Source organism: Pusillimonas sp. SM2304 (assembly GCF_031628915.1).
Classification (GTDB): Bacteria; Pseudomonadota; Gammaproteobacteria; order Burkholderiales; family Burkholderiaceae_B; genus Pusillimonas_C.
The window spans coordinates 1-12,488 of sequence record NZ_JAVLUJ010000002.1 but is presented as its reverse complement, the minus strand read 5'-3'; the positions used below and the strand labels follow the sequence as shown (position 1 = coordinate 12,488).

At 63.8% G+C, this 12,488-nt stretch carries 10 protein-coding genes; 7 read left to right on the top strand and 3 right to left on the bottom strand.

The features are described 5' to 3' along the window. Position 1 precedes the first annotated feature (1 nt). Both lolB and RE432_RS08975 read right to left on the bottom strand, forming a co-directional pair. Positions 2-583, bottom strand: a complete 582-nt coding sequence (gene lolB / locus RE432_RS08980; RefSeq protein ID WP_310933087.1) for a lipoprotein insertase outer membrane protein LolB — start codon at positions 581-583, stop codon at positions 2-4. Beyond that, positions 580-2,358, bottom strand: coding sequence for a tetratricopeptide repeat protein (locus RE432_RS08975; protein WP_310933086.1), 1,779 nt, complete (start codon positions 2,356-2,358; stop codon positions 580-582). The genes lolB and RE432_RS08975 overlap by 4 nt, the downstream gene beginning before the upstream one ends. Before the next feature lie 85 nt (positions 2,359-2,443). Here RE432_RS08975 and mutM point away from each other — a divergent pair, with 85 nt between their 5' ends. The 6 genes from mutM to fahA all read left to right on the top strand — a co-directional run bounded on the left by mutM (position 2,444) and on the right by fahA (position 8,878). Next, positions 2,444-3,271, top strand: coding sequence for a bifunctional DNA-formamidopyrimidine glycosylase/DNA-(apurinic or apyrimidinic site) lyase (gene mutM / locus RE432_RS08970; RefSeq protein ID WP_310933085.1), 828 nt, complete (start codon positions 2,444-2,446; stop codon positions 3,269-3,271). Between the two features lie 82 nt (positions 3,272-3,353). Beyond that, the gene (locus RE432_RS08965) at positions 3,354-4,307 is read left to right on the top strand and encodes an MBL fold metallo-hydrolase (protein WP_310933084.1); all 954 of its coding nucleotides are present in this window, start codon (positions 3,354-3,356) and stop codon (positions 4,305-4,307) included. A gap of 32 nt (positions 4,308-4,339) precedes the next feature. Beyond that, on the top strand, positions 4,340-6,010 hold the full coding sequence (locus RE432_RS08960) for an FAD-dependent oxidoreductase (protein WP_310933083.1): 1,671 nt from the start codon (positions 4,340-4,342) through the stop codon (positions 6,008-6,010). Beyond that, positions 6,007-6,213 (top strand): DUF2783 domain-containing protein, encoded by a 207-nt coding sequence (locus RE432_RS08955; protein WP_310933081.1) that lies wholly within the window; start codon positions 6,007-6,009, stop codon positions 6,211-6,213. The genes RE432_RS08960 and RE432_RS08955 overlap by 4 nt, the downstream gene beginning before the upstream one ends. Positions 6,214-6,236: 23 nt before the next feature. Continuing rightward, a complete protein-coding gene (hmgA, locus tag RE432_RS08950) occupies positions 6,237-7,538 on the top strand; it encodes a homogentisate 1,2-dioxygenase (protein WP_310933080.1) in 1,302 nt (433 codons plus the stop codon). 20 nt (positions 7,539-7,558) lie between these two features. Beyond that, positions 7,559-8,878, top strand: coding sequence for a fumarylacetoacetase (fahA, locus tag RE432_RS08945; protein ID WP_310933079.1), 1,320 nt, complete (start codon positions 7,559-7,561; stop codon positions 8,876-8,878). 83 nt (positions 8,879-8,961) lie between these two features. On the opposite strand, the gene RE432_RS08940 is transcribed toward fahA, so the two are convergent. Further along, on the bottom strand, positions 8,962-10,377 hold the full coding sequence (locus RE432_RS08940) for an FAD-binding oxidoreductase (RefSeq protein ID WP_310933078.1): 1,416 nt from the start codon (positions 10,375-10,377) through the stop codon (positions 8,962-8,964). 163 nt (positions 10,378-10,540) lie between these two features. Here RE432_RS08940 and RE432_RS08935 point away from each other — a divergent pair, with 163 nt between their 5' ends. Beyond that, positions 10,541-11,938 (top strand): phosphomannomutase/phosphoglucomutase, encoded by a 1,398-nt coding sequence (locus RE432_RS08935; RefSeq protein ID WP_310933076.1) that lies wholly within the window; start codon positions 10,541-10,543, stop codon positions 11,936-11,938. The last annotated feature ends 550 nt before the right edge of the window (positions 11,939-12,488 follow it).

The window sequence follows — 12,488 nt, the reverse complement described above, 5'->3', positions numbered from 1 at the left end:
TTCAGTCGCCGTCGACGACCAGGCGAAGACTGATGTTCCGGTTGGCGTCGTTGCGATGCAGCTGCAGCAAGCGAGGCCCCAGGCTGTCGTAGCGCGACAGTTGCACGCGCCAGCCGTCCTGGCTGAATACGGCGATCTGGCCGTCCTGATTCTTTTCCAGGCCCTGCACAGGCGCATCGCCCGTCCTGCCGTGCAGCCAGTCGCGCAGGCCTGCCACCGGCATGGGGCTGCCCAGCACAAGCTCGACCAGCGCGTCGGGATGCGCCGCTTGTTCCCGTTCGCCATTGCTGCGGGTCAGTATGGCCCGGCCCGGTATCACATCGACGCGCGCCAGGGTATTGCCCAGCGGGTTGGCCAGGTCAAGCATCAGATCGCGCCCATCATCAAGCCAGGCGAAACCGCCCTGCACCGCATCGCGCTGGCCGCCGAAGTGCTGGACGTTGAGCGCGAACCGCCCGGTGCGCTCGAAGACGTCAGCGGCGCCCGAACCGATGCGTGGCGGCGCGGCGCAGGCGCCGAGCAAAAGCACCATGAAACCGGCGCACCACCATGCCCTGCCGCGCTTGAACCACATCGCCATCATTTCAGGGTGACTCCCAGTCGTTTCAGGGTTTTAAGCAGTGTTTCGTTATCGGGGTCCTGAAGCTTGCCTTCGCGCCAGATGCTTCGGGCCTCGTCGTGGCGCTGGCTGGCCCACAGCGCTTCGCCCAGGTGCGCCGCGACATCGGCGCTGGGCAATTGCCGGTACGACCGCTCCAGGTATTCGATGGCCGCTTCCAGGTCGCCGGTGCGGAACAGATACCAGCCCACGCTGTCGAGAATAAAAGGGTTGTCCGGGTCGAGCTCAAGCGCCCGCTCAAGCAGGCCCTCGGCCTCGTCGAGCAGCCGGTTCTGATCGGCGTAGGTGTAGCCCAGCGCGTTGTAGGCATTGGCATTATTGGGGTCCAGCTCGATGACTCTTTTCATGAGCGCTTCGAACTGATCCATATTGCCCTGCCGCTCGTACAGCATGGCCAGGTCGTATTTGATCTCGGTCGAGTCGGGCATGGCTTCATCGGCCTTTTTCAGCGTCTCGACCGCGGTGTCGGTCCGGCCGGCCTCGCGATAGATGGACGCCAGCGTCAGCGCGGCGACCGTCCGCTCGTGATCGTTCTGGGGCTTCAGGGCATCGATGGTTTTGGTTGCGCTGGCCAGATCGCCCTGGCGCGCCTGCAGGACGGCCTTGTGCACCTGGGCCTGATAGCGCAGCGAACCGTCGTCGATCAGATCCAGCTGGACAATGGCCTCGTCGAGCCGCCCCTGCTTTTCGGCGATCTGCACCAGCAGCAAACGGGCATCCGAGGCGTCGGCGGCGGCGTTGCTGGCCTTGTCGCTGATGGCCTGCCTGCGCTGGGTCTGCACATTGATGTATTCGTTCAACAGCGCCTGCGCCTGCTCGTAGCGTTCCGCCCGGATATTGACCTCGGCCTCGGTGTAGAGCAGGTCGAAGTCCTCGGGGGCCAGCCGGCGCATGCGCCCGACCTGGTCCAGGGCGGTGTCGAACTCGCGGCGCTCGATCAAGCGGTTGACCAGCATCAGCTGCAGCTTGCGGCTCTGAGGATATGTGTTCAGATACGCGCGTGTCTGGTTGATGGCGGCATCGGGATCGACTTTCAAGCCATATTCGAGCACGCGCTGGGCGGCGGCTTCGGAGCCGGGTTCAAGCGCCTGCGCCTTCTGTGCCTCGCCCAGCGCCCGGTCGGCATCCTGGGCCGCCCAGGCGGCATCGGCCAGCGCCAAATGGGCCACAGGCAGCGCGCGCAGCGACTCCGGCAGGGTTTTTTCCAGGACCTCGAGCGCCAGGCGCTTGTCGGACATTTTGTTGACGATGGCGGAAGCCTGGGCGATGGCCTGCTCTTTATCGTCGGCTTTTTCAATACGGGTGCTGAGCGCGGAAGCCAGCCCCGAGGTCTGCCCGTTCGACGCCGCCAGCGCCAGCGACGACGCAATGGCTTCGGGGTCTTGCGGCGCCAACATGGCCCATTCGCGCGCGGCGGCAAGCGCCCGCGGCAAGTCGCGATCGGCCATGGAGTACTGGAAAGCCCGCTTGGCCAGGCGTGGGTCCGAGGTTTCGCGCGTCAGGTCCAGCAGGGTCTGGCTGGCCATGTCGTAGCGCCCGCGGGTGGCCGCGATTTCCGCGGCCAGTACCCTGTAGAGGATATCGGCGGTAAGCTTGACCGCAGGCAGCTCGCCCGCCCGCAAGCGTATCAGTTCAACCTGCTCTTGCGCATTGCTGTCCGGCGCCGCGTAAACGGGTGCGGACCAGGGCGCGCATACAGTCGCCGACAATGCAAACAACAAAGGAATGGAAAGTTTCATTCAGGAGAACCATCGCCGCTGCGCCCGGAATAAGCGTCAGATGGCAAAATTACATAATCAGATTTAAAGATGTTATCACCCCCTTATGCCCGAACTGCCAGAAGTGGAAACCACCCGTCGCGGAATTGCGACGATTATGACCGGCCAAGTGCTTCAGCGCTTTATCGTTCACGAGCCGCGCATGCGCTGGCCCATACCCGAGGAACTGGCTGCGGCCATCCGCGGCCGCAGCGTGCTGGCGTGCGAGCGCCGCGGCAAATATCTGCTGATCAATTTCGAGCACGGAACGCAGATCATCCATTTGGGCATGTCGGGCTCGCTGCGCCGCGTGCCCCTGCTTGAGCCGCGGCGCAAGCACGATCACGCCGAATGGGTCTTCGAGCACGCACGCTTCCTGCTGCACGACCCGCGCCGCTTCGGCGCCGTGCTGTGGCACGATGCCAGCGACGGCCCCATTGCCGCGCATCCCCTGCTGGCCAAGCTGGGCATCGAGCCCTTCGATCCCCAATTCACGCCGCGCTACCTGCATGGCCGGCTGCGGGGCAAAACCCAGGCCATCAAGCAGGCGCTGCTGGCCGGCGACATTGTGGTCGGGGTGGGCAACATCTACGCCTCGGAAGCCCTGTTCCGGGCGCGCATCAACCCGCGCACCGCGGCAGGCAGCTTGTCGCCCGCCCGCTGCCAGGCACTGGCGCTGGCCATTCGCGAAACCCTGCAAAACGCCCTGGATTCCGGCGGCAGCACCTTGCGCGACTACGTCAATGCCACCGGCGCGCCCGGCGCCTACTTTACCTTGCACTCGGCCGTCTACGAGAAATCCGGCAAGCCCTGCCCGCTGTGCGGCACAGCCATTCAGCGCATCGTCCAGGGCCAGCGGGCCACCTATTTCTGCCCGAAATGCCAGCGTCGTTGACCTTATTCGTTTATAACGAATGCATTGCACATAAACGAATAATGGTCTATATTTAAACCATCTAACCGGAGACACCCCACTCATGAGCAAGCAATTCGCATCCCACGCCGACCTGGACGACAAGGTCGTATCGTTCGAAAAACTGTCAGACAACGCCTATGCCTACACGGCGGAAGGCGACCCCAATACCGGCATCATCATTGGCGATGAGTCCGTCATGGTCATCGATACCCAGGCCACGCCCGTCATGGCGCAAGACGTCATCCGCCGCGTCAAGGAAGTCACCGACAAACCTATCAAGTACATTCTGCTTTCGCACTATCACGCAGTGCGCGTCCTGGGCGCCTCGGCCTACAACGCCCAGGAAATCATCGCCAGCCGCGACACCTACGACCTGATCGTCGAACGCGGCGAACAGGACAAAGCCAGCGAGATCGGCCGCTTTCCCCGCTTGTTCCGCAACGTCGAATCTGTGCCCCCCGGCCTGACCTGGCCCACCATCACCTTCGACGGCGAAATGACCGTCAACCTGGGCAATCTCGAAGTCCAGATCCTGCAAGTGGGCCGCGGCCACACCAAGGGCGACACCATCGCCTGGCTGCCTGAACAGCGCATTCTGTTCGCTGGCGACCTGGTCGAATACCAGTCCACCCCCTATGCCGGCGACTGCTACTTCCGGGAATGGCCCCATACGCTGGACACGCTCGTTGAATTCAACGCCGAGAAAATGGTGCCGGGACGCGGCCCGGCGCTGAAGTCGGCCGACGAAGTGCGCAAGGGCCTGGCCGGTACGCGCGCCTTCCTGACCGACCTGTACACCTGCGTCAATAACGGTGTGGCCGAAGGCAAGGACCTGAAGACCATCTATCGCGAAACCTACGATTTCATGAAGCCGCGCTACGCCGACTGGGTCATCTTCGACCACTGCATGCCTTTCGATGTGTCGCGCGCCTATGACGAAGCCACCGGCTACGACGATCCCCGCATCTGGACCGCCGAGCGCGACATCGACATGTGGAAACAGCTTGAAGGCTAAGGCCTGACCATAAAAAAGCAGGAGCAGAAGTAGTGGGAGACATCGATTACCAAGCCCTGGAGTTCGACTATCGGCCGTCGGCGCAAGGCAATACACGCCATCCCGTCCTCATCGTCGGGGCCGGGCCGGTCGGCCTGAGCCTGGCGCTGGACCTGGCGCAGCGCGGCCTGAAGGTCCTGCTCATCGACGACGACTACCGTTTGTCGACCGGGTCGCGCGCCATCTGCTTTGCCAAGCGCACCCTGGACATCTGGGACCGGCTGGGCGTGGGCGAACGCATGGTGCAAAAAGGCATTTCCTGGAATGTGGGGCGTGTGTTCTTCCAGGGCGAAGAAGTATGGCGCTTCGACCTGTTGCCCGAGCAGGGCCATCGCCGGCCCGCCTTCATCAATCTGCAGCAATATTATTGCGAAGGCTTTCTGTACGAACAGGCCGCCAGCCACCCCGGCATCGAACTGCGCTGGAAGCACAAGGCCGTTGCCGTACAGTCGCACGGCGACCATGTCGTGGTCGACGTCGATACGCCCGACGGCCGCTGCACGCTGACGGCCGATTGGCTGCTGGCCTGCGACGGCGCCCGTTCGCCGGTGCGCAAAATGCTGGGCCAGGAAAGCCACGGACGCATCTTCCGCGACCGCTTCCTGATCGCCGACATCCGCATGCAGGCCGACTTCCCCACCGAGCGCTGGTTCTGGTTCGACCCGCCCTTCCATCCCGGGCAGTCCGTACTCCTGCACAGCCAACCCGACAATGTCTGGCGCATCGACTTTCAACTGGGCTGGGACGCCGACCCCGTCGAAGAGGTCAAGCCCGAAAACGTCATCCCGCGCATACGCGCCCTGCTGGGATCCGACACCGAATTCGAACTGGAATGGGTCAGCATCTATACCTTTGCGTGCGAACGCATGGATCAGTTCCGCCACGGGCGCATCGTGTTTGCGGGCGACTCGGCGCATCGCGTGTCGCCATTCGGCGCGCGCGGCGCCAACAGCGGCGTGCAGGATGCGGACAATCTGGGCTGGAAGCTGGCGCTCGTCAGCCAGGGGCGCGCGCCCGACACGCTGATAGACACGTACGCGGCCGAGCGCGAACACGCGGCCGACGAGAACATTCTGAACTCATCGCGCTCCACCGATTTCATTACGCCGAAAAGCGAAATGAGCCTGCTGTTCCGCAACACCGTCCTGCAATTGGCCAAGCATGACGATTTCGCCCGCAAGCTGGTCAACAGCGGCCGGCTTTCCACGCCCACCACCTATACCCGATCGCCGCTGAACACGCCCGACTCGGATCGCTTTTCCACGGAACTGCCGCCCGGCGCCGTGGCGCCCGACGGCCCCATTACCGTGAACGGACAGCACGGCTGGTGGCTGGACCAGCTCGACGGCCAGTTCGTGGCGGCGGTGTTCTGCAACGCCCAACTGCCCGGCGACAGCGCACAAGACGCCCTGGCGCAACTGCAGGCCCGGGAGCCCGGCCTGAAAGTGGTGCTGGTGTTGTCGCCCGGACTCGCCCACAGGCCGCCCGCGGGCATGGCATGGGTCGAAGACCATCAAATGACGCTGGCCAGGCGCTACGACGCGATCGATGACGCCTGTTACTTGATCCGGCCCGACCAGCATGTCGCGGCACGCTGGCGCCATATCGACGTGCCGCGCATCGCGGCCGCCCTGCGGCGCGCCTGCGGCCAGGAGGCAGCATGAAGCATTTGAATACGCAATCGCAATTCGCCTCGCCCGACGAGTTCTACGAACAACTGATCGATGCGCACCGCGACCTGAGCCTTGAACAGAGTCACGCCATGAACGCCGCGCTCGTATTGCTGCTCTCGAATCACATCGGCGACCTTGACGTCGTCGCCGAGGCCCTGGCCAAGGCGCGCGCCACGGTACAGCCTTCCCGCTGATCACGCTTTCAGGACACTTCATCATGACTACGCTCCAATACCAGTCCGGCTTTGGCAACAGTTGCTCCACCGAAGCCCTGCCCGGCGCCCTGCCTATCGGGCGCAACTCGCCCCAAGTCTGCCCCTACGGCCTGTATGCCGAACAGTTGTCGGGCACGGCCTTCACGGTGCCGCGCGCCGAAAGCCGCCGCTCGTGGCTGTACCGCATACGCCCGGCCGCCCTGCAAAAAGCCTTTGAGCCCTTTGACGGGGCCCAGGCCTGGACGGGGCAGTTCGGACAAGGGCCGGTCAGCCCGAACCGCCTGCGCTGGAATCCCATCCAGATGCCCTCCCGGCCCACCGACTTCATCGACGGCATGCACACCTGGGCGGGCAATGGCCATTGCGACGACCTGAGCGGCGTCAGCATCAATCTGTATGCGGCCAATCGCTCCATGGAGCGGCGCTTTTTCTACAACGCCGACGGCGAAATGCTGATCGTGCCGCAAGAAGGCCGCCTGCGCCTGGCCACCGAGCTGGGCCTGATCGATATCGAGCCCTGCGAAATCGCCGTGATTCCGCGCGGCGTGCGCTTTCGCGCCGAACTGCTGGACGGCGTGGCGCGGGGCTATATGCTGGAAAACTTCGGTGCGCCGCTGCGCCTGCCCGAACTGGGCCCGATCGGCTCCAACGGCCTGGCCAATGCACGCGACTTCCAGATACCCGTTGCCTGGTACGAAGACGTCGAAGGCGACTGCGAACTGATCGCCAAGTTCACCGGCGGCTTCTGGCGCACGACGCTGTCGCATTCGCCGCTGGACGTGGTGGCCTGGCAAGGCACCCACGCGCCCTATAAGTACGACCTGCGCCGCTTCAATACCATCGGGTCCATCAGCTACGATCACCCGGACCCCTGCATCTTCACGGTTCTGACCTCGCCGTCCGACACCCCGGGCGCCGCCAACATGGACTTCGCCATTTTCCCGCCCCGCATCCTGGCCATGGAAAACACCTTCCGCCCGCCCTGGTTCCACCGCAACATCGCCGGCGAATTCATGGGGCTGATTCAAGGGGTGTACGATGCCAAGGCCGACGGCTTCTCGCCGGGCGGCGCCAGCCTGCACAATTGCATGAGCCCGCACGGCCCCGACGCGCACACCTTCGAGAAAGCCTCCCACGCCGACTTGAGCAGCCCGGACTATATTCGTAATACCATGGCATTCATGTTCGAAACCCGCCGTGTCATTCGCCCCACCGACGCCGCCATGGCCTCGGCCACGCTGCAAAGCGGCTACGACGATGCCTGGGCCGGGCTGCAGAAACACTTCGATCCAAACAAAATTTGAAGCAAGGACAGAAAACGCTTATGTCTTATCTGAACGAAACCCACGACCCGGCGCTGCAAAGCTGGGTTGACTCGGCCAATGTGCCGGATAACGGATTTCCGATCCAGAACCTGCCCTTCGGGGTGTTCCGCCCGCAAGGCGGGGCGCAAGACTTCCGCCCCGGCGTGGCCATAGGCGGCAAGGTCCTCGATCTGGCCGCCCTGGCGGCCGCACAGCCTTTTACCGGCCAGGCCGCCGAAGCGCTGGATGCTTGCAGCGGCGGCAGCCTGAACGGCCTGATGCGCCTGGGCCAGGCCCACTGGTCGGCTCTGCGCCTGGCGCTGTCCCGCGCGCTGCGCAGCGGCTCGGCCCTGCAAGGCACGCTGGAGCCCCTGCTCAACGACATGGACAAGGTCGAGCTGGGCCTGCCCGCCACCATCGGCGACTACACCGATTTCTATATCTCGCTGCATCATGCCACCGCCGTGGGCAAGCAGTTCCGCCCCGACAACCCTTTGCTGCCCAATTACAAATGGGTACCCATCGGCTACCACGGGCGCGCGTCCAGCATCCAGGTGTCGGGCCAATCCTTCCCGCGCCCGGTGGGCCAGACACGCCCGTCCGCCGAAGGCGGCTCGCCCGGCTTCGGCCCATGCGAGCGCCTGGATTACGAACTTGAACTAGGCATCTTCGTGGGCCAGGGCAACGCGCAGGGCGACCGCATCGCCCTGGACGAGGCCGAGTCCCATGTATTCGGCCTGTGCATCCTGAACGACTGGTCCGCACGCGATCTGCAGGCCTGGGAATACCAGCCCCTGGGGCCCTTTCTGTCCAAGAATTTCGCCAGCACCATTTCCCCCTGGATCGTCACACTGGAAGCGCTGGCGCCCTTCCGCGTCGCCTTTGAACGCGATGCGGGCGACCCGCAACCCTTGCCCTACCTGAATTCGGCCGCCAATCAGGCCGCCGGCGCCCTGGACATCGGCCTGGAAGTCTTGCTAAGCACACAGCAGTCGCGCGCGCAGAACCTCGAGCCCGCCCTCCTGTCGCGGTCCAACTTCAAGGACGCCTACTGGAATATCGCGCAATTGCTGGCTCACCACACCGTCAATGGCTGCAATCTGCAGGCGGGCGACATGCTCGGCACGGGCACCTTGTCGGGCCCGGAACAAGGGCAGGAAGGCTCGCTACTGGAACTGAACCAGGGCGGCAAACAGCCCGTCAAGCTGCCGTGGGGCGAAGAACGCCTCTTCCTGCAGGATCACGACGAAGTCATTCTGCGCGCCGCCTGCCGCAAGGCCGGCTACCCCACCATCAGCCTGGGCCAATCCGCAGGCACCGTGCTGCCGGCCAAAGCCTGATCCGCCCGGCAGAAAAATGGCGGCCCCGGCGGCCGCCATTTTTCTGCCCCTGAGCGGGACACTGCCCATGCGGCAAGAACCGCTTAGCTGATCAGTACCTTGCCCGGGTTCATGATGCCCAGCGGGTCCAGAGCCTGCTTGATGCGGTGCATCAGCGCCAGCTCCACCGGGTCTTTATACCGAGGCAGCACGTCGCGCTTGAGCTGGCCCACCCCATGCTCGGCACTGATGGAGCCGCCGAACTGGTGGACGCTTTCGTGCACCAGTTCGTAGACCGCGGCCTGTTTCGCCAGCAGCTCATCCTCGCTATAGGCTTCGCCCCGGGCAACGTTGTAATGCAGGTTGCCGTCGCCCAGATGGCCGAAAGTGACGTGCTCGATGCCGGGGAAATGGGCCTGCAGCGCGGCATTCGTGGTCGTCACGAATTCGGCCATCCTTGAAACGGGAATCGACACATCGTGCTTGATGCTTTTGCCGAAGGCCTTTTCCGCCAAAGGAATGCTTTCGCGCAAATGCCACAAAGCCTTGCTTTGCGTGATGTTCTCGGCGATGACCGCATCGGCGACCAGACCGGCCTCAATTGTTTCACCCACCACCGCTTCGAAACGTTCGCGGGCATGTTCGGCGCTTTCGCTGTCCGACAGCTCAAGCAAGGCGTACCAGGGCATCTGCGCCGACTCGCCTTCAAAGGGAATGCGCTGCTGCGGATAGCACCGCACAACACCCTGCAGGCAATTGCCGGCAATCAGCTCGAAGCCGGTCAATGCCGCGCCGAACCCCTGGCGCGCCGCCGACAGGACTTTGACCGCGTCCTCGACCGAGGCCAGCGCCAGCAAGGCCGTGCATTGCGCCACGGGCAAGGGATAAAGCTTGACCGTGGCCGCGGTAATGACGCCCAGCGTGCCTTCGCTGCCCATGAACAGATTGCGCAGATCGTAGCCCGTGTTGTCTTTGCGCAGCCCGCGCAGGCCGTGCCAGATGTCGCCTTGCGCGGTCACGACCTCCAGGCCCAGCACCAGGTCGCGTGCGTTGCCGTAGCGCAGGACTTGCGTGCCGCCGGCATTGGTGGCCAGGTTGCCGCCCAGCGTGCAGCTGCCTTCCGCCGCCAGGCTCAAGGGAAACAGGCGATCCGCATCGCGCGCCGCCTGCTGCACCGACTGGAGTATGCACCCCGCTTCGACCACCATGGTGTCATTGTCGGTATCGACGCTGCGTATACGGTTCAGGCGCGTCAGCGACAGCACAATGGCTTGCCCGCCGGCATCGGGGGTCGCCCCGCCGCACAGGCCGGTATTGCCGCCCTGCGGCACCAGCGGGACCTTGTTCGCGGCGCACCAGCGCACGACCTTTGCCACTTCTTCCGTCGAGCCCGGCCGCACAACGGCCAGCGCCGCGCCGCTGTAGCGTCCGCGCCAGTCAACCGTGTAAGGCTCGGTGTCCGCCCCCGTCAGCACATGCTGCTGTCCCACCAACTGAACCAGTTCGTCTACTCGACTCATGCTTGCCTTCCTGCAAAATAATCACGCCAAGGATTTATTTTAGGACAGATGGCAGGACGCCATGCGATAGCCCATACACGCCGGCTGCCGGCCCCATTGGACGCTCACCCCGGGAATCCGTGATAATCATGTTCAATGCCCTCTGTCATGTTAAGGAAGCCCCGTGTCCAGCACCTCTATACCGAATCTGCCTGAAGCCGTCTTCAAGGCCTACGACATCCGCGGCATCGTGCCCGACCAGCTCAATGCCGGCTTTGCGCGGCAGCTTGGCCTGGCCCTGGCGCAGCAGGCGCGCGCCGAAGGCATCAGCACTCTGGTCGTGGGCTACGACGGACGCAGCAGCAGCCCCGAACTGTCCCGCGCCCTGCAGCAAGGGCTCACGCAAGGCGGCATCAACACCCTGGACCTGGGCATGGTGCCTACCCCCGTGGTCTACTTTGCCGCCCACACGCAGCACACAGGCTCGGGGGTCGCCATTACGGGCAGCCATAATCCGTCCCAGTACAACGGCTTCAAGATGATGATGGCGGGCAGGACCCTGCATGGCGACGACATACAAAAACTGGCGCACATCATGGCCCACCCAGAGCCCGTGGACGGTATCACGCCCGGCGCCAGCAGCACATTGAGCCTGCTGGACGCCTACGTCGAAAAAATCAGCACCAGCGTCCTGTTGGCCCGCCCCATGAAAATCGCCATCGACTGCGGCAACGGCGTGGGCGGCGTGGTCGCATCCGCCCTGTACCAGGCATTGGGATGTTCGGTCGACGCACTGTATTGCGATGTGGACGGCAGCTTCCCCAATCACCATCCCGATCCGGCGGACCCCAGCAACCTGCAGGACCTTATCCGCCACGTCAAAGAAAGCGACTGCGAGCTGGGCCTGGCCTTCGACGGCGACGCCGATCGCCTGGGCGTGGTCACCAAATCCGGCGAAATCATCTGGCCCGACCGCCAGCTTATCTTGTACGCGCAGGACGTTCTGCAACGCCAGCAGGGCGCCACGATCATCTTTGACGTCAAATGCAGCCGCCACGTGGCGCGCGCCATCAAGCACGCGGGCGGCAAGCCCCAGATGTGGCAAACGGGGCATTCCCTGATCAAGGCCAAGCTGGCCGAAACCGGCGCACCGCTGGCAGGCGAGATGAGCGGCCATATCTTCTTCAAAGAACGCTGGTACGGCTTCGACGACGGCCTGTACGCCGGCGCGCGCCTGCTCGAAATACTATCCCAGCACGAAGACCCTTCCGCTGTGCTGGAAGCCTTGCCCAAAGATATCTCGACACCGGAAATCAAGCTCAGCATGCAGGAAGGACAGCCGCACGCCCTGGTGGCGCGCCTGCAGGAAGAAGGCCAGTTCCCATCGGCCACCAGCATCAGCACCATCGATGGCGTGCGCGCCGAATATGCCGACGGCTTCGGGCTGGCCCGGGCATCCAACACCACGCCGGTGGTGGTCTTGCGTTTCGAAGGCGATACGGAGCAAGATGTGGAACGCATCAAGGAAGAGTTCCGGCAGGCGTTGACTGCGCTTGAGCCTGGCATTTCGCTGCCTTTCTAGGGGACTGTTTGGCCTTTGACGTGAAGTTTTCAGGTCTTTGAACACTGGCTGTTCGGGGGCTGTGACATGGGTTGTTCAGGTCTTAAACACGGGCTGTCCGGTTGACCGGGGCTTCGGGCTAGTCGAAGGCGGTTCTGCCCTTCGGTCAGAACTTCCCGGGTTTTGCCCACAGCCAGGGCGTCCGCGGAACTCGTGCGCTCGGGCCAGTGGCCCGAAAGCGCGCACTCAGACAGCCGCGGTCTTGCACCCCTGGCTGTGGGCAAAACCCGGCGCCTCCGAAAACCGCCCTCCACCCCGGTCAACCGGACAGCCCTGTAAAGCGTCTGATTGGCTGAACCCATTGATGGGACTGCACCCCCGGCGAATGGACTGAACCCTTCGCTGGGCCATGGCGTCTTGATTGAACGCCCATGATTTAACGTGCGTGGCTCGAAGCACATGGTATTTGGGCGGTCATGCCCTGCATTGCATGACCTCAAGCGTGGGTGAATGCTGACTGTTTGACCTCTGGATTGTTTGACTTCTGAGCAGGTACCCAGGCCACCCATCC